The following is a 21,362-nucleotide window of genomic DNA, read 5'->3' as shown; positions in this document are numbered from 1 at the left end:
TAACAATAAGATTTCTTATAAATTGAAAGGGACATTTGAAAAAATGTCCCTTTCATAAATATTACTGATCAATATTTAAATAATAATTGATCGTTTACTTGAAGTTCGATCGTGAGCATCCGTTTCCCAAGCAAGTCCTGACGCGGGAACTGCTCTTTCTTTACCCCAACCACGAATAGCTTCAATTCTCTCGGGGCTGGTTTTGCTTAATGGGACAATATTTTTGAAGCATTTTTCAAAGAGAGAATCATCCACGGACTCATCACCATGGATTACTGCCTGAATTGCTACGTCCCGTACTGCTCCTTCGAGGTCTGATCCAGCAAAGCCGTTTGAAATATCTACTAGGTTGTCGATCGTCTCATCAGAGGGCTTGGGCAATAGATTCCGTTCGATATAAAGATTGATAATATCCCTACGCTCCGCTTCAGAAGGCAAATCCACAAAAAATAATTCATCGAACCGGCCCTTCCGTAATAATTCTGGTGGTAGCTTGGTTACGTCATTTGCCGTCGCTACGACAAATACTTTTGCCGTGCTCTCTTGTAACCAAAACAGAAATTGGCCTATCATTCTGGTGGTGACACCCGATGAGTCGTTCGCATTAGCAGCAAGCCCCTTTTCTATTTCATCGATCCATAAAACACATGGAGCAGCATTATCAGCGGAAGCAAAAGCCTCTTTTAGCCGATTTTCGGATTGACCTACATACATACCTTGAATAGAAGCAAAGTCTAAACGGTGTAACGGTAAATTCCATGAGGCAGCAATAAATTTTGCTGATAGCGACTTCCCACAGCCAGGGACACCGACTAGCAAAACCCCGCGTGGAGGTCTTAGTTTTCTGGCCTTGAGATCTGCGGTTAGCAGTTGACGCTGATTTTCTAGCCATCGCTGCAAGCCATTAAGCCCTGCCACTGTAAGCGTATTGGAATCAATTTTGACTTTTTCAAGACCTGAGATATCACTAAATAATTTGTCTTTTGCTTGACTTAATTCTTTGATATCTTCTTTTGTCAAAGAACCTTTAGCCATTTGTGTTGCTAGTACGTTTTCGGCTTCTATCTTTGTCATGTTTGCCAATATCGTTGCAGCCATCTTAAAATCTTTTTCCTCCCATTCGATTGGAATTGAACCTTTATAAGGGATGACACAATCTTTGACCACGTCCAGCATTTCTTCTTCATTAGGCTCATCAAGTGTCAGTGTCATACCGAGACGTTGCAATTGCGACCAGACACTTTTAGTCGAGATTACACAGATGCTGCCACCTCGTTCAATGGCCTGTACAACACAATCATAAATATGTCTGGAGACCAGGTTGTCATCTTCAATGTCGCTAACTTCCGTAAATACAAATGTTAGATTTTGTCTTTGAGAAATGTTCTGTACAGCAAAGTCTATCCCGCCGGCAACAGATCGGTCATCATTTACATTCTTTTTAGATTTTATATCTATCATTCCGTGCGAAAGGCTGTGTACATATATGGGGATATTTATTTCTTCCGCCAGTTGTTGTATGACTTCCAACACTCTTGTTCGTTCGATACTTCGGATCGCTATAAAAGGTATCCTTGCACGGAACATCCTTAACAAGGATATTTTAAATTCCACACTATTTGCCATATTAGAATATTATTTTTCGTCCTGTTGAAGGAATACTAACTATTTCATTTTTTCTATCTGATGAAGTTTTCTGTAATTCTTCCTGAAGATTTACGGGCAATGAAAATGAATTTAATAACACAATCATCCTTTCTTTGATAATATTGGTTGTAGAGATTTTATCCAGCATCGACTTTTTGATCTCCGCCACAAAATCATACAAATCCTTTCGCAAGATCTTCTTTAAGTCTTCTGGTAAACCATTTAGATTAACAAAATTTACTAAAGGCGAAAGATGTTGTTTGCCATTTCGTAATGTTATCTCAAGATCTTCAATACGTGTATTTTGAGTTTGAAGAGATCGTTGAAATTTATCTAGCCAATTTTGCTTTCTCTTTTTGTATGCCCGTTCAACCTTTTCATAAAATCGTTGGGCGGTTCCGGCATCAATTTTAAAAGTTCTCATTTTCAAATCATCTATTGCAGTGTCATCCTCATTCCCAAATCGCTCGAGCAGGATCATCCATTCCGAATAAGTTGAAATCTGCATCATGAATGGTTCTTTATTCTTGGATTTATAAATTGATTTGGAGGTATGATGTCCCAGTTGGGAAATTTTGCATTTTCCATTTCAGCATCCGTTCTCCCCTGAAACAAATTGGGTTTTACAGGTTGGTGTTTGCCGTTTACCTGATCTGTAACTTCTGGCTGTACTTGAGTGTTATCTAAGATGATTCTATTTTCCATGATAGTTTGAGTTAGTTTGCTTGTAATATATTTTTGGTACCCTTTGAGATACTTGAAAAATCTTCAGGAGTAATGGCGGCCAATAGCTGACGCAATGTTTCGGCTTTGGCATCTTCTGTGGTTGATTCCATTCTATAATCTACTGTTTCAGCAATACATCCGCGCAGCACTTCTCTCGCTTTTGTCTGACGTGTTTCAATATTCTCTTTGATTTTTCTTTTCGCTTTGGTATAGTTACTGAGCGAGGTCCAGATCATGACGATACTAATAGACGTTCCCGCCAGCCCTAATACGATATGCTGGTTCCAGCCCCATAAGCCTAGTACTCCAATAATAAGACCTATTAATACTAGCCCATATGGGAATGATAAATTACGCAGTTCTAGAGATAACAAATCCTGCCAGTAGATGTCATGCTTTTCTAGCAGTTCTTGTTCATCGCTACCCCTTTCTGTGGCCGCCATAAAACCATCGATTTGCAATTCAATTTTAGCGGGTATTTTACTTCTACTATTTGCAGTGAAAGTATCGTGTGCTTCTACAATCCAGGGCTGGCTGATTGAAACTGCTAAGGCTTGAGTTACCTTGGTTGCACCAGAGAGCTCCGGATTAAAAGCTGCATTTGTCAAAATTTGCAAGAAATCGACCTTTTCATCAAAAATGTACCTTTCCGCATCCAAGACAGCTTGTGCAGCATTTTTGTCTCCATCCATTTGAATAATGAGCTCATTTAATCTAATTTGCTGCTGTAGAGGTAGTTCTTCATCATCAAAATTGGTCACCAGTAAACTTAGAATTTCATCCAACTGTACTTTGATAGCTTTAGTGTAATCAGCTGAAGAGGCAAAAATATCATTAAAATAAGCTTGGAGAACATCATGTGTCCTAGCTTCCTTGAGTGATTTTTCCAATTCGGACCAGTTTGTAGCGAATTTTGTAAGTAGGGGATACCTGCCTTCATCCAATGGACCTTTTGCTTCGAAAAAATTGACCCATTGTGATTTTTGTTCATTGATATAGTTATCACCTTGTGTTAGCTGCATCAGCCAGTCTTTGACATTTGTCATCATCAATTGCCTGGCGGCAGGAGGAAAGATCCCAGTGGTTACAGCTTCGAGAATGATAATAAATTCTCGGTCAAGATGATGAGGATTCTGGTGCATAAAATAGCGTTCTAACCATTTTAAGCTAGCCTCATTACGAGCGAGCCTGCGCATGACGAGCATAAAGAAAAGTGTGGTTTTATAATCATCCCGTTTCAAGCTTTCAGTCAGAGCCTTTTCATTATTAGCTTTGTCATCTCTTATCCACGAAGCCAGTGCTATTAGTGCGGGAGCAAGCCAATATCCTGGAGCTTTGATCATGATCTCTTCCGTTGTAAAGCGTAGCGTATCATTACCAACGACTCCAGTGTCAACACCTTGCAGTATCCCTGTCGCCATTCTCCTGACTTCGGCATAGTAGCCAAATTTGATTTGCAGATCCTGCTTTAAGTTTCCTTGTCGCGTTTCTGCAAGATGGAGCGATTTATGCCTAAGATCTGCTTCGACAAAATCAGCAAAGGAAGATGCTAATTTCATCAGCTCATCTTCAAGGTGATCTTGTTTGAAATTTAAATTCCCCAATTCGGAATGGACCCCAGACATATCCGATTTGATTGAACGCAGTGCACTATTGATAATGCTCAGGTCGGCGTAAGAAATGACTTGTTGTGACATATTTTTTCTATTTATAGGTTATATTAAAGTTTGCTTGCAGAGCCGTCCTCTCTGATTAAGATGATTTTGTCCCGATAGATTTCTACGAAGACATAAGCATTGTGTTTAGCAAGGATTCGGGCCTTTTCAAAGCCTTCAGGCAACGGCTCGCTTATTTTATAATGTTTGATTATCAGGTTACCTGAAAGGTCAAGTGTATGTACTTCATGGGGATGACCGAGAAAGCATTTTGCGAGTATACCAAGCGGCAGGTTAGCGATGTCAGCAGTACCGAATTCTTCCTGTATAGCATTCATAAGATCTGCCATGCCCTTGGTATCAGTCAATGTTTTAGCATCAAGTCCAGAGATGAGCTCCATGTATCGTTTTGAACGCCTTTTTAATAGTTCGCGATCGCTTATAAAACCTGTAGAGAAAGACTTTGTCTTATCAGTTTCGATATTGGTGTTGGTGTTTTGTAGGATTATCCTTGCCATAGGTCAATTAGTTTATCTATCGTACAAACCTACTAAGGAGTACCTGATCTAGTTTACGGGTTCCCGTAAATGGTATTTTAATAATATACCTTAATTGCTTAGTAAATAATCATGTAAATACGGTTTACCGTAAATAATTAAAAATGGACCAATCTATATTTGGCTATCAACAATTATTTAATTTTTTATGAAGACATTTTTACCGATACTGTTTTTTGCTTTTTTGTTTATTGGTTGCAAGAAGGAACCATCAGAAGATGATACATACGGCTATGAAACCGAATGTGAATACTGCGACATCAACTATATTAATGATGTTGGAGTTAATGTCTACGTATATGGACATAAGGGCTCATGGAAAAAAGAATTTCCACGTTCAATATTTTCAGAAATGAGAATAACAGTAACTGCAAAACAATCAACATCCAAGAACGTATCAGCACATATTACCAAAAATGGTGGACGCTTGGTTTCCCAATCCGGTTATTCCAGTGTTACAGCAAGACATACAGTTATTCGTTCAGGAACCTCCAAACCTGTTTTGGATATATGTGGTGCACCGACACAAAAAGGAGGACCTTGCCAGCGTATCGTATCGGGAGGTGGTAGATGTTGGCAACACCAATAGACAATGTATGTATTAAATTAATTCTTATGGGAAAAACAATAAAAGTAACAGAGGATTTGTCATATATAGATGATATGCCTCGTCCGCGACTAAAAAAATTAATTGTCAAAAATTTTCGCTGCATAGGTGAAAAAGGCGTCGAAATTGACTTGGATGATATAGTCGTACTGGTGGGTGCCAATAATGTCGGCAAGAGCTCTATCCTGAAGGCCTATGAAATTGTAATGTCGGATGGATCGAGAAAAGGAGAATTAACAATTGAAGATTTTCCAAACAACGAAATAATTGAAGGAAAGATACCGGAAATCGAACTTCATACGGTAGTATTTGATGAAAGGGTCGGAGAAAAGTGGATCGAAAAAATAGATCACGGATTTCTTGTTAGAGAAAAATGGACTTGGCCTAATGTTGGAAGAGCAGTCCGTAAAGGATGGAATGTTGAAATCGGAGACTGGGACGAGTATAGTTACCCTTTCGGACCACCGAACATTGCCAACAAAAGGAGACCAGAGCCACATAAGGTAGATGCCTTTTCAGACCCAGAAGAGCAGGCAAAGGAAATTAAGAAGCTTTTGATGGCCGCAATCACAGAGAGAGTGAAGGCGCTACAAACTTCTGAAGAAAAAAACGAATATCATGAACTGTTAGAGCAGGCGACTGCGTTACAGTCTAAGATTATTGAAGAAACAAGAGATCAAATAGATATAGCTAATGACTCATTGACCGGCTTAATAAATCAAGTCTTTCCGAATTATGTGGTTAATTTTGACGCACAGCCAGATAACAATTTAGATCTTGGAATTTTCAAATGGCATTCTCAATTGAAAATGGGTCCTGAAAAAGGATTTCAAAGTACAATAGATAAGCAAGGCAGTGGTGCTAGAAGAACCTTACTTTGGACAGCTTTGAAATATATTGCAGAGACAAATAGGAAAACAAAAGAAGAAAACTCATTACAGAGACCATACCTCTTACTAATTGATGAACCGGAAATATGTTTACACCCTAGTGCAATTAGAGAGGCTTGTAAAGTTTTATATGATCTGCCATTGTCGGGGAATTGGCAGGTAATGGTTACAACTCATAGTCCGGTCTTTATAGATTTTTCTAGGGACAATACAACTATTATAAAAGTAGAAAAAAAAGAGGGGGAAGGAATTGAAGGTACCACCATTTTTAGACCTGATAGAGTTAACTTTGACGAGGACGATAAGCAAAATCTCAAGCTGTTAAATATTTGCGATCCGTATGTTGCAGAATTCTTTTTTGGGGGTAAAGTTGTAGTGGTTGAAGGTGATACGGAATATACGGCATTTAATTATGTTCGAAAAGAATATCCTGATCAATATAACGATGTGCACATAATTAGGGCAAGGGGAAAGGCAACAATAATTTCCCTTATAAAAATACTCAACCATTTTGGGACACCATACTCTATTTTACATGATAGTGATCTACCAAAAACAAAGGATGGTACTAGGACCAATCCTGCATGGACGATCAACCAAAGTATTTTGAATAGCTTGAAATCACGGCCGGTAGACTTAAAGGTACGGCTTTTAGCTTCGATGCCAAATTTTGAATCAGCTTATTTTGGAAAGGAAATCGAAAGTGATAAGCCATATAATGCTTTGTTGACGCTGACGACAGATCCAGGAAAATTTGAGATAGTAAAGCAATTGTTAGATTCATTGGTAAATCATTCGATTCCACATCCGGCATATTGTTTAGAATGGAATAACTTAGAAGAACTGGAAGACTATTATAATAATTAATAAAGAGGTGTATCCCATACATAAAATTTGAGGGAGATATTTAAAATAACTTCCTCAAATTTTATTTGAAGATTCTAAATGCTGGTAGACTCATCTCTCTTTCATTCCTAAATAAAATTTCGGATATTTGGACAAAGGCCAGTTTTTAGTTAAAAGAATTTACCATGTCCGATATTCAGCAGTTAATAGCACAGATCAGAGCGTTCAGAGATGCAAGAGATTGGGAGCAGTTTCACAATTCCAAAGACCTTGCAGTGGCATTGAGCATTGAAGCTTCCGAGCTACTGGAGCTTTTCCTATGGAAGGGCAATGAAGACGCCAATCCCGACAAGTTGAAGAATGAGCTTGCCGATGTACTGATGTATGCCCTTTTGCTTGCCGATAAGCATGGACTCGATGTTAAGCAGATCGTGGAGGACAAGATGAAACTCAATAACGAAAAATACCCAGTTGAAAAAGCCAAAGGAACCGCAAAAAAATACAACGAATTATAATGAGATTATACGCTGGTTCGGCAAGTGATTTTATCCATCTCAATACAGAAAATAAACTTGTCGATTTACTTAGAGAGCAGTTTTTAAAACAGTTTGGATACAATCCGTCACACAATGAAGCCATGTCATGGCGCCATTCATTGTTTCGGCTTTCTTATATCATGGAACGCCAGAATCTACAGGACCAAGGTGTCATGGTGGAGTACAAACTTCCTCTAAGCGCCAAGCGTATCGATGTTGTTATTTACGGTCATAATGAACAGCAGCATAAGCAAGCTGTGATCGTAGAACTCAAGCAATGGGAGAAATGCGAGTTTACCGACTACGATTCCGAGTATGTCCTTACCTGGGTAGGAGGTGGTCATCGGTCTGTATTGCATCCAAGTATCCAGGTGGGGAACTATCTATATTACCTCAAGGAAAACAATAGCGCCTTTTATCAAGAAAAAGATCCCATTCAGGTATCAGCTTGTAGCTATTTGCATAACTATAATATATCAAACGATACCACCCTTCAGGATCAGCGATTTGAGGAAGCTGTTAAACGTTTTCCAATGTATGGATCTGAAGACAGCAGCCAGCTTTCTGCCTTTATCTATAGCCGCGTAGGAGCAGGCGAGGGGATGAGTATTCTCCAAGAGGTCGAACAGAGCAAGTTGCGGCCATCCAAGAAATTGCTCAAACAGGTTTCCGGTGTTATTAAGCAAAAACTGAAAGGCGAATTGCAGCTCTTCGGCCAGGTAAAGGCCAAGGGAGATTATATCCTTTTGGACGAACAGCTGATCGTGTATGATACGGTGATGTCTCTTGCCAAGAAAGCAAGAGACAATCAAAAGTATGCGGTTATCGTCAAGGGAGGTGCTGGTACAGGCAAGTCTGTCGTCGGACTGCAGCTGTTAGCTGACCTTACCGCGAGCAATATCAATGCGCACTATGCAACTGGTTCGAAATCATTTACAGAGACTTTACGCAAGATCCTGGGCAAAGAAGCCAATAGCCTGCTCAAATACTTTATGTCCTATGGTGATGCTGAACCGAATAGCATTGATGTATTACTGATGGATGAGGCACATCGCATACGCGAACGTACCGGTTATCCTTTCAAATCCACTGGTCGTTTACAGATTGAAGATCTACTTCGTGCAGCGCGGATCTCCGTATTCTTTGTAGATGATTATCAAGCCGTGCGGAGAGGAGAGATTGGGCAGTCCATCTTTATTCGCCAGCAGGCAGAGAAAATAGGTTGCACAGTGTATGAATATAATCTAGAGTCGCAGTTCCGTAATGGTGGCTCAGAAAAATACAGCCAATGGATAGATCATACATTGCATATTCGTGAAACGGCAACGACCGAATGGAAGCAGGAAGATAATTTTGAGTTCCAGATTATGGATAGCCCACAAGCCGTGGAGCAGGCCATTCGCGATAAACTAGCCGAAGGCTATTCAGGGCGTATGATGGCAGGATTCTGTTGGCCTTGGACTAAGCAGGCCGATGCCGGTGGAGAACTGCACAAAGATGTCGTTGTAGGAGACTATATACGTCCTTGGAATGCTGATGAAAAAACGAAGGGCATGCACCGTGGTATACCAAAGTCCCAGTACTGGGCCTATGAAGATGCAGGAATCGATCAGGTCGGATGTATCTATACAGCACAAGGCTTTGGGTTTGACTATGCCGGTGTGATTTTTGGGACCGATCTACGCTATAATCCGGACACGGCAGAATGGGAGGGTTTTCGTGAAAATTCGCACGATAGTGCGGTAAAAGGTGCTGATTTTTTACAGATGGTGAAGAATACCTATCGCGTTCTTTTGGGACGTGGTATGAAAGCTTGTTATGTCTATTTTATGGATAAGGAAACTGAACGATATTTTAGAAGTAGGGTAAGGAAGTAATCCAGCTTTTATTTCTCTTATTCTTGTTGTCTCCATTTTAATCAAGTATGTAGCGCATTGTGTCGATTAGTTTTGTAAATTAGAGAATTATTCTCAACTAAATTGAATAAACGACAAATTTGTTGTAAAATAATTTTTATTACCCTATAGTTACCAGTTTGAATTTTTAAAATGAGTTTTCGATAAAGCTATATCGATATTTATTTTGAAGAATTTCAACTAAGAAATAGTGATAAGCAATGAAATTAACTTTAAATGCAACCGAGGATTACCAGATATACAAATCAAAAAAAGGTATGCTAATACAGGGTAATTCTATTGAATTACTCCAAAATGACAAAGATCTTTCCGAGTTAAAAGGGAAAGTAAGTCTGATCGTAACTTCTCCACCATTTCCTTTGAATAATAAAAAGCAATATGGAAATGAAAAAGGGGAAGAATATAAGGATTGGTTTATAAAATTGGCCCCAATATTTTCTGACCTTTTGGCTGATAATGGCTCGTTAGTTATAGAAATTGGAAATGCTTGGGAACCAGAAAGACCAGTTCAGTCTTTATTGCATTTAGAATGTCTTTTAGGAATGGTTAAACATCCTGAGGCTAATCTAAGGTTAATTCAGGAATTCATCTGTTATAATCCTTCGAAACTTCCTTCGCCAGCTCAATGGGTAACAGTGAATAGATTACGAACAGTTGACAGCTATACACACGTTTGGTGGATTGCTAAAAATGATTTTCCTAAAGCTGATAATAGTAAAGTCTTACGCCCATATAGTAAAAGTATGCGCCAACTGTTAAAACGACAATCATACAATTCCGGTAAACGTCCATCAGAACATCAAATAAGTGAAGCCGGATTTTTAAAAGATCATGGTGGTAGTATTGCTCATAACTTTTTTGAGATGGAGGCTTTGGATGAAAAACGAGACGTTAGATTACCTCATAGCGTTTTAAGTTTTTCAAATACTAATTCAAATGACTATTTTCTTAAAACTTGTAGGGAGAAAGAGATTACACCTCATCCTGCTCGTATGTCTGGTGGATTGGTAAATTTCTTTATTCAGTTTTTAACAGATGAAGGAGATTTAGTACTAGATCCATTTTCAGGAAGCAATACAACTGGATATTGTGCTGAAAAACTAAACCGTAAATGGGTATCCTTTGAAGTTAAGGAAGATTATATAGAGCAGGCTCGTGTTCGCTTCAGTGATCCATCACTAAAATCACCTCTCAAAAAAATGAAAGTATGAAAACAACTGATAGAATAAAACAGCTTGCATCTGTAGATCCTTTAAAACAAGGTAAACAGGCAGATCTTTTCGTTGGGCATCCTTTTTCACTTGATTACAACAAAGCCAATATTCTTGTTTGTGACGATGACAAGGAAAGAGTTAAAGGAATAGCACAAGGAACTTTTTTACTTGCATTTTATGATAACGAAGAAACAGTTGAAGAGGCAATTCTTCTAAGAGCTCTGGCACCGGCTAAATTACCCACAGATAGTGCTATGATTAGTTCTATGATAGAATACTATAAAGACAATCTCCCTACTTCAGGCAAAAGCTCTAAGCTAGATGATTTCACACGTTATGAATTTAGTTTTTCAGGACTAGAATGTCGTGTGTTAGGAACATTCTATAGAAATGGAAATAATGTTGAATTTGGTGCAGACTTAGAGAATTTTTATTCCGCTCATCATTATAGTGTTTATAAAGTCAATAAAGATGTTTTAGGGTATATTGTTAACCAGAGAGATTCTCCGGACATTATTCATGGTAACGATAATGAATTTTCTATTGGGCATATACGATATAGTTCCAGCCTCAGATTTCAAACCATAAATGAAGAAGACAAAGCAGAGGTTTACATTCATCCAGCTGATCTCCTTGGAAAGAGAACTGCTCTTTTTGGAATGACCAGAACAGGTAAGTCTAATACTGTTAAAAAGGTTATTGAAGCAACATCTCAAATTTCAAGTAAAGCAACGGCAACCTTACCTTCTAAATCTCCTAATACTATTGAGGAAAATCTAAAATCATTTGATAGTAATGGTGCTCCTAAATATCCAGTAGGGCAGTTAATTTTTGATGTGAATGGAGAGTATGCAAATAAAAATTTACAGGATGAAGGAACTGCAATATTTGAAAAATACAAAACAAATACTGTTAGATACAGTATTTTGGAAAAAAGCGATGCAGATTTTAAAATAATGAAAGTAAATTTCTACAAGGATATTGTAACTGGTTTTAGTTATATCTGTGCTTCTTTAGAAGATGAAAAAGTAGATTATATAACAAGTCTCAAAGTTTTAGACTTTACTCCTCCACCTCTTGATAATGAGCATTTTGACGAATGGACAAGATATAATAAAAATAAGGCTATATATTTCTGCTGTCTGAATAAAGCAGGTTTTAATCCTTCAACAAATTTTACTGTCAAATTTAAAGCCGATGCAACAATAAAAAAATTAGTATCAGAAAAATATAAAGAGCTAGATATCGAGAATGGTGTTTCTTTAGATGAAGCAGAAAGCTGGTTTTTATGTGCATGGGAAAATATAAACGATAAAGTTTTTACAGATTATAAAAAAAAGAAAGGTAAGGATTGGTTTTCGGATGAAATGAAATCACTTATGATCTTTCTCACTCAAAAAAAGGATGGTCGTTCAGTAAGTGGATTTGATAAATTCAAAAAAGTAGCAAAAATGCATACAAATACAACCGACAACTCTTTTGAAGTCGATATATCTGAACATTTAAGAAAAGGAGGTATTGTAATTATTGATTTATCACAAGGAGACCCTAGACTTCAAGAAGTATTTCTTGAACGAATATCAAAGAAGATATTTTCAGATTCAATGTCTAGATTTACAGACAGTATCCCGAATAATTTCATCCAATTTTACTTTGAAGAAGCTCATAATCTATTCCCTAAAAAGGATGATAAAGATTTAAGTCAGGTTTATAATAGGATTGCTAAAGAAGGGGCAAAACTAAACTTGGGAATGATTTACGCTACACAGGAAGTAAGTTCAATAAGTTCTAATATTTTAAAAAATACCCAAAACTGGTTTATTGCCCATTTAAACAATGAAGATGAAATAAAGGAACTAAGAAAATATTATGACTTTGACGATTTTGCCGATGCATTAATTCGGTTTAGTGCAAAGAACGATAAAGGTTTTGTGAGGATGAAGACCTATTCTAATCCTTTTATTGTACCGGTACAGATTGACAAATTTTCAGCAGAAAATTCTACAAAATAAGTATTATGGCATACAGTAGCAGAACAGGTAAACGTCCTGATGAATTAGCCAGTAAATCATCTCATTCATTTATAATAAATGATGAAGAGGTTCAATTATTTTTGGAAAATTGCGAATATCCCAAATCCGTCGAAGAAGTAGAATTAGATAGATCTCTTGTTATCAAAGTTCAATATCCCGATGTGAATCCAATTGAACATATTATAGCAATGGACGGTGGTTACGCTACTATTCCGGTAAAGAAAACATTTCCTTCTTCATTGATAACATTTTTTCAATTTGGAGAGATCTTTCTAAATATTGAAGATTTAAATAACATTTCCGAGATGCCATTTATTTCTAGGGAATCAATGTCAGCACTTAAAGACTTAGAAAGAAGTAAATTAGTGCTACCAACAAAAAACGTTTCATATAATAGTAATATCACTTTAACTCATTCCGTTCGACGAACAATTTATGAATACTTTAGAAATAAAGGAGATAAAAAGGATAATTTACTTTCCACAACATATTGGCTAATTTTTAATTTGTTTGACCAGCCTTTGGATAGCTTTAACCTCACTACTTGTCCGCATTGCAAAGAAAAAAATCAAAATATTTTACGTACAAATTTTAACAACGAATACAAGACTAACTGCCCGGAATGTAATGGAATATTATATATAACAGACTGTTTCAGATTACATGAAGTGATTGATGATGAACTCGGAGCAGGCGGTATCCTTGGCTATTTAGTCAATTTAATCGAACAGATAAACATTGTACATACAATCAAGTATATTAAAGAAACACAACCTAAATTACTGGATAGATTTTTCTTTATTAAAGATGGACCTCTGGCATTTTTTGGACAAACAGCTAATATGCATAAACACGTTCGAAAATTATGTAATTACTTATTTAGTAGTCATAACTTATTTTTAGCCGGATTAGAAAAATCAGGGGCGTTTGTGGAACATGCAGATGAAATCAAAAACCTGTTAGAACCAGGAGAAGCTTTATTGCTTAACAATAAACATATTTACACTTATATTTTACCAGGACCTTCTGATAACCCAGAACCATATGCACATACTTCATATTATAGTTCGAAGATTATTTTTAAGTCAAGAGATGAAAGAGTATATGTTATTACACTTCCTGTCGAAAATGAGAATATAGTGCTGAATCCACAAAAGACTGATTTTAAAAATCTAGATATAATACTTTGGAATATAGAAAAGCTAAGATGCGATATGTATGATAATTCAATCGTACCTGTAGCTTTGGCTAATAAGCTTATTTCACTATCTAGTCATCCAAGTTCAAGTATTTTGGAAAAATTTGCTAAAAAACATACAAAATGATTTACGTAGAAAGAAATAGTATTCCTGTACCAGAAATCTTTTATTCAAAGGAAGTCGAAATAGCAAAAAAAAGGCTGGAAGAGTTCTATTTAAAATCAAAAGAAAGCAGATCTCAGCAAAAATACTCACAACCCTTTGAAAAAGAATTAAGAGATAAATTTCTTGAACCACTGCGTGAGGTCTTTAAACGAAAATGTGCATATTGTGAATCATCTATATCAAGTAACGCACAATCTGAGTATGATCATTTCCGTCCTAAAGCAGGAGCCAGAGGATTGGACAAGGAATTCTCAACAGATCATTATTGGTGGTTAACCTATGATTGGAATAACATTTATTTAAGTTGCTCCCACTGTAATCAATATAAATCGACATGGTTTCCCGTTGAAGGAAAAAGAATACCCTTAAATACACCTTACAAAGAAGTCATATATCACGAAAAGGCTCTGTTAATAGATCCATGCATAGACAAGCCTGAAGAACATTTAATTTACAATGAAGAAGGTGAAGTTGATTTTCTTACTCCTAAGGGAAAAACAACCATCGAAATTATTAAACTGAATAGGATTGAGTTGGTAAGAGATAGAAAAAAAATTATACAAGAGCTTAAAAGAGAGTGGCAGCATTTTTCTACATTAGTTTCTACTCCTGAAAAAGATATGAAGTCCATTGATAAAATGGTGAAATCTTGGGAGAGTATTTTTAGCAATGAATCGAGTAAACCATATTTAGCCATTCAAAGACAAATACTCACTAAATTATTTAGGGAGGCAGGTATAAGTGATTATTTGAATAATCGAGATTTTAAAATATTTCAAGAATTTGAAATTCTAAAAGGAAAAGCCTTTAATTTTTTAGAAGTGGATATAGAAAAATTTGGGGACAAAGTTGAATTAAGTTTTGAAGATAAAGAAGAGATTAGTCAAAGCTTAAACATCGATGACATAAAGCATAAATATGTTGAAAAAATAGAATTGAGAAATTTTAAGTGCTTCTCCTCTTTAGAATTAGAATTTAATCATGATTCTGATTCTCCTATTGAAAATGAACCCTGGTTATTATTTCTTGGCGAAAATGGTGTTGGAAAAAGTTCACTATTAAAAGCTTTTGTAATTGGCTTGACAGGCGATGAATATATAAAAAGTTTAGAGCTAAAAGGTAAAGATCTTTTAAAGCATGGTGCAAGGAGTGGATTTATTCGAATACATCTTGTAGGTGCAATACGGCCTATAGAGGTAACTTTTAATAAAACAGAAATTCGAACTACACTGCATCAGCCCATAATTAATATTGTAGCTTATAATTCTATACGTTTAAAACCAAAAAAAGGAAAAATTCAACCCGAAAAAGGTGTTTTTTATGGGGCTAAAGCTAAAAATCTATTTGACTATACATTTTCTCTCATAGATGCTGATAGTTGGTTAGTTAAATTATTCAAGAAAGATAAAGACGCTTTTGATCGGGTAGCAATATCGCTAAAAGATTTAATGCTTCTGGAAAATGATGACACTATAAGTATTGTAAAAAATCAACCAGTAATAAAAAGGAATGGCGATGTTTTTTCAATTGATGAACTGAGTGATGGCTATAGATCAATCTTCTATTTAGCGGTTGATATTATGGCTACTTTAGCAGGCGAAAATGTAACATTTGATTTAGCAGAAGGAATGGTACTTATTGATGAAATAGGGACTCATTTGCATCCACGTTGGCGAATGGAAGTGGTCACACGTCTGAGAAAAGCTTTCCCAAAAATTCGCTTCGTAGTCACAACACACGAGCCTCTTTGTCTGAGAGGATTAAGAGCTGGCGAAACTGTAGTACTTACTAAGAATCAAGAGAATGAAGTAATAGCATTAACGGATTTGCCAGACCCAAGTGAACTACGGGTAGATCAGATATTGACTTCCGATTTTTTTGGATTAAAAAGTACTATAGATCCTGAAACAGAAAGGCTTTTTGATGAATATTATGCAATTCTTGCTTTGGAAGAAAAAGACAGGAGTGAAGAACAAAAAAATCGTCTTTTAGATCTAAGCCAGATTATCCCTCGGATTAAACATTTGGGTGATACAGAACGTGAAGAGCTTACCTATTATGTAATTGATGAACTGCTTGCCCGAAAGGCAAGAGAGGACGGTCTAAAAATCAAAAAGGATTTAGAAGTTGAGGCATTGAAACGAGTTGAAAGTATATGGAAAAGTTTGGACACTAAAAAATAGATCATTATGATAAAAGTTGATAGATCTCAAGTGCCAAAGCCGTCTGCATTAGATAAAAAAAATAGGGCAGGTAAAACAGAAACAGAAAGAGCGATTGAACATTACACTTCTCCTACTTTTGATGGAACGACTAATTTCGAGTTTAAAATATATTCAGATAATGAGGTAAAAGACGCTTTAATAAAGCTATTCAAAGGAAAATGTGCTTATTGCGAAAGCACATTTCTTCATGTTTATTCTGGTGATGTTGAGCATTTTCGCCCTAAAGGAGAAATTGAAGAAGCTAATCCACATAAGAAACCCGGTTATTATTGGCTGGCTGCAGATTGGGATAATTTGTTGTTGTCTTGTAGAAACTGTAATCAAAAGCTATCTCATTCAATGTATGGGATAGGAACTAAAAAGACAATGGGAAAAATGAACCAATTCCCTCTGTCGGATGGGACTAAATATGTACGTAAACATGACAGCGTTAATGGAATTGCAGATGAAGAATCATATAGACTTTTACTAAATCCATGTATTGATAATCCCGAAGATCATTTAGAATATGGTGAGGAAGGTGTCATTCGCCCCAAAAAAGATGAGGATGGAAACGAAAGTATAATGGCTAAAAAATCAATAGATGTTTATGTTTTACAGAGAATGTATCTTGTCCAATCTCGGGAGAAAAAACTTATTGAAATGCAGGCACAAATACAAAGAGTCAAAGAAGCTACCGAAAATTACAATGATATACTTGGATCTCCATACACAACAAAGAAATTTTACTTTGAACGAATCTTAAAAAGAGAGCTGGAGAGATTAAAAAAGTTTTTAAACCCAGAAGAAGAGTATGTTGGTATGGCAAGACAAGTAGTAGGTGAGTTTTTAAGAGTAAATTTTGGTATTACTATATAATTATGAATTGGGTAAAAGAAAATAGGGAAAAATTAGAACAGTCAAACTATGTTCTGAAAGCAGACACTACTTCAAATTATTGGTTCGGAATATCACAAAAGAAGCTTGATAACTATAGAACTCAATTTGGTTCGGACTATAATATTATACTATTTGGTAGTGAAGACGATGAAGGAGATTTTTATATCCTACCATTCTCAGCAATACAGGATCTTTTAACAGAGAAAAATTTGTATTTGCTTGAAGGAAAACGTCAAAGATGGGTTGGAGATATTCGAAGTCATATACTAAGAATAAGAAATTCTAACATTGAGAGGAATATTTCTGAATTTTTTAGTTTACCTCAGATAGATTATAGTAAACCTATTTTACAAAAAGATAATCTAAATGACTATGCAATAGAAAATGCGAAAAGAGAAATACAAATAAGAATCAAGCAATCCTCATTTCGAAAAAAAGTTTTAAAGAATTTTGACCATAAATGTTGCTTAACCGGAGTCACAGAAAATGATTTATTGGTAGCAAGCCATATTATTCCTTGGTCAACTAAAATTGATACAAGATTATCACCTCATAATGGTCTTTGCCTTTCTACGTTATACGATAGTTTATTTGACAAGGGATATTTTACACTTAATGAAAAGTATGAAGTAATCATTGCTTCAAAATTAGATGAATTGAGTTTACAAACTCAAAATTGGTTGAATGAGATTTCTGGAAAAGTAATTTCAAATCCTGTACAATATGAAATTAGTCAAATTGCTTTGGAGTATCACCGAAATACAATTTTTGACAAGTTTTAAATGAATAAGAACCCAATAATATCAAAATTGGTTGGAAATCTGTTGGACATTCAGACAGATGGAGACCATATTACCATTGCTGAACTAAAAACAATTTATAAGAATGGATTGAAGGAAACCATTGATGTCAATACCGCTTTAGTTTCGCCAGGTCTAATTAGTAAAATAAAATCATCACATGTTAATCCTTATGTAAATCTGTCGGGAGCATACTATAGAGAAGATTATGAATATAAACCTTCATTCTCATTATATCTTTCAAAATCTTCAGGATTAAGCAAAGCAGAACCTTTGGTTATTTCTTGGTGCTCAGGTAATCACACCACCTTCATGATTGACCAAGGTTTTTTAAGCGCCTTTAAATTATCACCACGTTTGTTAGAAGACGAAATTCTATGGAATGATTTAAAGGAACCTCAATACAATGTGGTAAAAATTAAACCTCTTTCTGAATATGATTTTCCAACACATTCCGAAGCGAATGTTAAAGTCAAGAAGGATTATTTGGAGATTTATTTAGCTTTCAGAAAGAAAGTTGCGGTACAGGTATTTAGTATAAAAAAAGATATCGCAATAGACGAAGAAATCTCTACACTGCTTAAAAATAAGAAACATTTTATCGAAGAATTTAAACAGTTCGAAATAAGACTTAGCAGATTTGACCATAAAGAGGATATAGCTCGCTTAGAAATAAATGGCTTCAAGGTTTTACTAGAAAATAGTGAGAATAATCAGAAAGAAGAAACAGTTACAGGGCATCATTGGAAAGGAATTGATGGGTTGGTAACAGAGTGGCGAGCGAGACATGAAATACCGTTTGAGTATGTATATGTTTCTGATAAGGTATTGGCAGTATATGAAGCAGACGAAGATTATGAAGTTCATCCTTTATCAGGGAGTGTCAGCTATAGAAATCAATGGGCAGTAACCCATTGTGATCGTGTTGGAAAAAATGCTATTAAAATTGACATCAAAAAGCTATATGAGGGTAATAGATACACAGTTATTGATTACTGGAATAAATTTTCGATTCACCCATCCGAAATTGTTGAAGGCGAAAATATCGCTGAAAAAGCAGAACGTTTGACCAGGAAGTACTTTTTGTTCGGACGAATATTTACAGGTTTATTTAACCACTTATTCGAACTCAATTATTCGGCAATAGATGTCATTGGTTTGGACGAAGAGCGTATTGAATATACAGGATGGTCAGAATTCCCTGAATTTAATACTATTGCGCAACACGTAGATTTAAAATCTTTTTCCAAAGAGCAATTTATATCCCGATGTAAAAAGTTATACATTTTGCTAGGAGAAAATCTTCAAGAAAAATCTTTACGTAAGATTGTAAATATGTTAGAATTCCCCGTTTCAATAACTAAAGAATTCAGAAGTATAAAGTTACTGGAATTGATTATAGCTTATCTGAAAATCTCAGGCGAAAGTGGTTTACATCCTGTGGATAATAAAGAAGCCATCGTAGAAAGAGTTTTAGAAATTAAAAAATATAATGTATTAATAGAGCTATCAGCTATCAATAGTATCAGACAACTGGATGCTCATAAGGCTAATGATTCCAAAACAAGATTTCATAAAGCACTAAATGATTTGGAAATACAACCTAATGCTATTTCAAATAATTATTCAGATGCTATCTGGCAGGTATATGACGCCATAGATGAAATGTTTGTGGATTTGAATATTTCTCTTTCAAATGCTTATGACTTAATCTAAAGTTGCTTAAAAATGTAAATATTATTATTGACTATTTGTGCTGTCTTCTACTGATATAGCTTTAAATTTTTGGAATAAAATTATTTCAAGAATGAATGATCATATTAAACACTTATTGATCCAACGACAATACACTGAGGATATCAAAGATGAAGCAATAGTACGCGTTTTATTTAACGGTGAAAGTGTTGTTGAAGTTGCCGAATCGCTGGAAATTCACAGCGTCCAGGCAATCAATCACTGGGTAAATGCTTATCGCAAAAAAATCGAGGAGGGATTGATAACTTTAGCTCCTATTGTAATCTCACCCTAACTAGCTATATTCAAAACTAAATAATTCCAATCTAATTTATTGTTATTATCTCGTTGGAAGGTTGGGAAATTCTCCTGTTTCCCATATTTCACTAAAAATTCTACAGGTGTAAGTTGCCCTAACGAAGAATGTGGCCTGACATTATTATACATCCATGCCCATGCATGGGCGTACTTCCTGATCTCAGTTAGGTTTTCAAACATGTAACTGTCCAATACATCCTGTCTGAATGTCCTATTAAACCTTTCGATAAGACTATTTTGGGTCGGTTTCCCTGGTTGGATGAAGTGCCATTCAATGCCATTTTGAGAGCACCAATCCTGTAATACTTCCGCTAGAAACTCAGGGCCATTGTCCGATCGTATGCATTCCGGTTTTCCTCTCCATTCTACGAGTTTTTCTAGTTCTCTGACCACTCTGGCTGCCGGAAGGCTGGTGTCTACCGTAATAGATAATGCCTCCCGATTAAAGTCATCTATTATATTCAGTGTGCGGATGGTCTTTCCCATGGACAGTGTATCGTGCATAAAATCAAGACTCCATGTAATATTTGGCCCAATCGGACATAATAGTGGAGCTTTTACTCTTGCAGGTAAACGTTTCTTGCGCTTGTTACGCAGATTTAGCCGCATCGCAGTATAAATGCGATATACACGTTTGTGATTCCACATAAACTGTAGCTTCCTTAAACGATGGTACATCATCCAAAATCCCCAAGTACGATGAAGATCCGCAAGGATGGATAATTGCTCTATTACCTCACTGTCATCGCTGCGCTTGGCTTGGTAGTAATAAACCGATGTACTGATATTAAACAACTTACAGGCCTGACGAAGACTGGTCCCAAATTCCTCTCGGGAGTAGCCAACAAGCTCGCGCTTCTCGGCAGGCCCTAGAGCTTTTTTTCGATAACATCTTTTAGAACCGTAATCTGCAGAGCTTGTTCGGCAACGATCTTTTTATATTGAGCTAGCTCCCGTTCCATATCTTTCATTTGTTTGAGCTGAGATGCCTCCATTCCGGAGTATTTACTTTTCCACGAATAAAACGTTCCCTGACTGATTCCATGCTCTCGACAGATGTCAGATACCGGTTGACCTGATTCCTGAAGTGATAAGATCTTAATGATCTGTGGCTCGCTGAATTTACTTTTTTTCATTGTCCCTAATTTATAAAACTACATTAATAATCGTAGCTATTTTTAGGGGAGATTACACTATGACAGATAAACAGAAACGGGATTTGCACAATCTTCAGCAACGTAACAAAGAATTAGAACGTGCAGTAAAGGAGGCTAACCTTATGATCCTTGCCTTAAACAGCTTAATTGATGTTGCTTGTCTTGTCCTGAAATAGCTTTACACTAAATTGTAAAGTATATGACAAAAAAGAGTAATGTGGATAAATCCAAGCCGTTCCAAAGAGTTGGAAGGTCTTA

At 36.2% G+C, this 21,362-nt stretch carries 19 protein-coding genes; 13 read left to right on the top strand and 6 right to left on the bottom strand.

Annotated elements, in window-relative coordinates:
• Positions 1-75: 75 nt before the first annotated feature.
• The 5 genes from ABTV71_RS21765 to ABTV71_RS21745 are packed head-to-tail and all read right to left on the bottom strand — an operon-like array spanning position 76 to position 4,546.
• Positions 76-1,626 (bottom strand): AAA family ATPase, encoded by a 1,551-nt coding sequence (locus ABTV71_RS21765; RefSeq protein ID WP_433901042.1) that lies wholly within the window; start codon positions 1,624-1,626, stop codon positions 76-78.
• Position 1,627: 1 nt separating this feature from the next.
• Entirely contained in the window at positions 1,628-2,158 is a 531-nt protein-coding gene (locus ABTV71_RS21760; protein WP_433901041.1) for a hypothetical protein, read from the bottom strand.
• On the bottom strand, positions 2,155-2,352 hold the full coding sequence (locus tag ABTV71_RS21755; RefSeq protein WP_433901040.1) for a hypothetical protein: 198 nt from the start codon (positions 2,350-2,352) through the stop codon (positions 2,155-2,157). The genes ABTV71_RS21760 and ABTV71_RS21755 overlap by 4 nt, the downstream gene beginning before the upstream one ends.
• An 11-nt stretch (positions 2,353-2,363) precedes the next feature.
• Entirely contained in the window at positions 2,364-4,070 is a 1,707-nt protein-coding gene (locus ABTV71_RS21750) for a hypothetical protein (RefSeq protein WP_433901039.1), read from the bottom strand.
• Positions 4,071-4,093: 23 nt separating this feature from the next.
• Positions 4,094-4,546: a hypothetical protein gene (locus ABTV71_RS21745; protein WP_433901038.1), complete on the bottom strand. Its 453-nt coding sequence runs from the start codon at positions 4,544-4,546 to the stop codon at positions 4,094-4,096.
• Between the two features lie 187 nt (positions 4,547-4,733).
• Here ABTV71_RS21745 and ABTV71_RS21740 point away from each other — a divergent pair, with 187 nt between their 5' ends.
• The 12 genes from ABTV71_RS21740 to ABTV71_RS21685 all read left to right on the top strand — a co-directional run bounded on the left by ABTV71_RS21740 (position 4,734) and on the right by ABTV71_RS21685 (position 19,924).
• Positions 4,734-5,174, top strand: coding sequence for a hypothetical protein (locus tag ABTV71_RS21740; protein ID WP_433901037.1), 441 nt, complete (start codon positions 4,734-4,736; stop codon positions 5,172-5,174).
• A 26-nt stretch (positions 5,175-5,200) separates the two neighbouring features.
• The gene (locus tag ABTV71_RS21735; RefSeq protein ID WP_433863030.1) at positions 5,201-6,949 is read left to right on the top strand and encodes an ATP-dependent nuclease; all 1,749 of its coding nucleotides are present in this window, start codon (positions 5,201-5,203) and stop codon (positions 6,947-6,949) included.
• Positions 6,950-7,113: 164 nt separating this feature from the next.
• A complete protein-coding gene (locus ABTV71_RS21730) occupies positions 7,114-7,443 on the top strand; it encodes a nucleotide pyrophosphohydrolase (protein WP_201670433.1) in 330 nt (109 codons plus the stop codon).
• Positions 7,443-9,341 carry a DNA/RNA helicase domain-containing protein gene (locus ABTV71_RS21725; protein WP_433901036.1) on the top strand — a complete coding sequence of 633 codons (1,899 nt, stop codon included), beginning with the start codon at positions 7,443-7,445 and terminating at the stop codon, positions 9,339-9,341. The genes ABTV71_RS21730 and ABTV71_RS21725 overlap by 1 nt, the downstream gene beginning before the upstream one ends.
• 239 nt (positions 9,342-9,580) lie before the next feature.
• Positions 9,581-10,591, top strand: a complete 1,011-nt coding sequence (locus ABTV71_RS21720; RefSeq protein WP_433901035.1) for a DNA-methyltransferase — start codon at positions 9,581-9,583, stop codon at positions 10,589-10,591.
• Positions 10,588-12,606 (top strand): ATP-binding protein, encoded by a 2,019-nt coding sequence (locus ABTV71_RS21715; protein WP_433901034.1) that lies wholly within the window; start codon positions 10,588-10,590, stop codon positions 12,604-12,606. The genes ABTV71_RS21720 and ABTV71_RS21715 overlap by 4 nt, the downstream gene beginning before the upstream one ends.
• Positions 12,607-12,611: 5 nt before the next feature.
• On the top strand, positions 12,612-13,952 hold the full coding sequence (locus ABTV71_RS21710; protein WP_433901033.1) for a DNA double-strand break repair nuclease NurA: 1,341 nt from the start codon (positions 12,612-12,614) through the stop codon (positions 13,950-13,952).
• Complete coding sequence (locus ABTV71_RS21705; RefSeq protein ID WP_433901032.1) at positions 13,949-16,174, top strand: AAA family ATPase; 2,226 nt, start codon at positions 13,949-13,951, stop codon at positions 16,172-16,174. The genes ABTV71_RS21710 and ABTV71_RS21705 overlap by 4 nt, the downstream gene beginning before the upstream one ends.
• Before the next feature lie 6 nt (positions 16,175-16,180).
• On the top strand, positions 16,181-17,074 hold the full coding sequence (locus ABTV71_RS21700) for a retron system putative HNH endonuclease (protein WP_433901031.1): 894 nt from the start codon (positions 16,181-16,183) through the stop codon (positions 17,072-17,074).
• Between the two features lie 2 nt (positions 17,075-17,076).
• The gene (locus ABTV71_RS21695; protein WP_433901030.1) at positions 17,077-17,877 is read left to right on the top strand and encodes an HNH endonuclease; all 801 of its coding nucleotides are present in this window, start codon (positions 17,077-17,079) and stop codon (positions 17,875-17,877) included.
• Entirely contained in the window at positions 17,878-19,611 is a 1,734-nt protein-coding gene (locus tag ABTV71_RS21690) for a hypothetical protein (protein ID WP_433901029.1), read from the top strand. It begins immediately after the preceding gene.
• 91 nt (positions 19,612-19,702) lie between these two features.
• Complete coding sequence (locus tag ABTV71_RS21685) at positions 19,703-19,924, top strand: transposase (protein WP_433901028.1); 222 nt, start codon at positions 19,703-19,705, stop codon at positions 19,922-19,924.
• On the opposite strand, the gene ABTV71_RS21680 is transcribed toward ABTV71_RS21685, so the two are convergent.
• A protein-coding gene (locus tag ABTV71_RS21680) for an IS3 family transposase (RefSeq protein WP_433901027.1) occupies positions 19,921-21,083 on the bottom strand; the annotation gives its coding sequence in 2 pieces (ribosomal slippage) (positions 19,921-20,831 and positions 20,831-21,083; 1,164 coding nt in all). The genes ABTV71_RS21685 and ABTV71_RS21680 overlap by 4 nt on opposite strands.
• Before the next feature lie 59 nt (positions 21,084-21,142).
• On the opposite strand from ABTV71_RS21680, the gene ABTV71_RS21675 reads away from it, so the two are divergent.
• Complete coding sequence (locus ABTV71_RS21675; RefSeq protein WP_433901026.1) at positions 21,143-21,280, top strand: hypothetical protein; 138 nt, start codon at positions 21,143-21,145, stop codon at positions 21,278-21,280.
• Positions 21,281-21,362: the final 82 nt, after the last annotated feature.

This window comes from Sphingobacterium puteale (assembly GCF_050986225.1).
In the GTDB taxonomy this organism is placed as follows: Bacteria; Bacteroidota; Bacteroidia; order Sphingobacteriales; family Sphingobacteriaceae; genus Sphingobacterium; species Sphingobacterium puteale.
Note: the sequence above shows the minus strand (reverse complement) of the source record. Positions and strands in the feature narration are given on the sequence as shown.

Excerpts from the sequence above, each read along its gene's own strand:
- ABTV71_RS21765 (WP_433901042.1), bottom strand. The coding sequence starts at position 1,626 with ATGGCAAATAGTGTGGAATTTAAAATATCCTTGTTAAGGATGTTCCGT.
- ABTV71_RS21710 (WP_433901033.1), top strand. The coding sequence starts at position 12,612 with ATGGCATACAGTAGCAGAACAGGTAAACGTCCTGATGAATTAGCCAGT.
- ABTV71_RS21725 (WP_433901036.1), top strand. The coding sequence starts at position 7,443 with ATGAGATTATACGCTGGTTCGGCAAGTGATTTTATCCATCTCAATACA.
- ABTV71_RS21755 (WP_433901040.1), bottom strand. The coding sequence starts at position 2,352 with ATGGAAAATAGAATCATCTTAGATAACACTCAAGTACAGCCAGAAGTT.
- ABTV71_RS21720 (WP_433901035.1), top strand. The coding sequence starts at position 9,581 with ATGAAATTAACTTTAAATGCAACCGAGGATTACCAGATATACAAATCA.
- ABTV71_RS21695 (WP_433901030.1), top strand. The coding sequence starts at position 17,077 with ATGAATTGGGTAAAAGAAAATAGGGAAAAATTAGAACAGTCAAACTAT.
- ABTV71_RS21750 (WP_433901039.1), bottom strand. The coding sequence starts at position 4,070 with ATGTCACAACAAGTCATTTCTTACGCCGACCTGAGCATTATCAATAGT.
- ABTV71_RS21730 (WP_201670433.1), top strand. The coding sequence starts at position 7,114 with ATGTCCGATATTCAGCAGTTAATAGCACAGATCAGAGCGTTCAGAGAT.
- ABTV71_RS21675 (WP_433901026.1), top strand. The coding sequence starts at position 21,143 with ATGACAGATAAACAGAAACGGGATTTGCACAATCTTCAGCAACGTAAC.
- ABTV71_RS21760 (WP_433901041.1), bottom strand. The coding sequence starts at position 2,158 with ATGATGCAGATTTCAACTTATTCGGAATGGATGATCCTGCTCGAGCGA.
- ABTV71_RS21705 (WP_433901032.1), top strand. The coding sequence starts at position 13,949 with ATGATTTACGTAGAAAGAAATAGTATTCCTGTACCAGAAATCTTTTAT.
- ABTV71_RS21740 (WP_433901037.1), top strand. The coding sequence starts at position 4,734 with ATGAAGACATTTTTACCGATACTGTTTTTTGCTTTTTTGTTTATTGGT.
- ABTV71_RS21685 (WP_433901028.1), top strand. The coding sequence starts at position 19,703 with ATGAATGATCATATTAAACACTTATTGATCCAACGACAATACACTGAG.
- ABTV71_RS21745 (WP_433901038.1), bottom strand. The coding sequence starts at position 4,546 with ATGGCAAGGATAATCCTACAAAACACCAACACCAATATCGAAACTGAT.
- ABTV71_RS21735 (WP_433863030.1), top strand. The coding sequence starts at position 5,201 with ATGGGAAAAACAATAAAAGTAACAGAGGATTTGTCATATATAGATGAT.
- ABTV71_RS21700 (WP_433901031.1), top strand. The coding sequence starts at position 16,181 with ATGATAAAAGTTGATAGATCTCAAGTGCCAAAGCCGTCTGCATTAGAT.
- ABTV71_RS21715 (WP_433901034.1), top strand. The coding sequence starts at position 10,588 with ATGAAAACAACTGATAGAATAAAACAGCTTGCATCTGTAGATCCTTTA.
- ABTV71_RS21690 (WP_433901029.1), top strand. The coding sequence starts at position 17,878 with ATGAATAAGAACCCAATAATATCAAAATTGGTTGGAAATCTGTTGGAC.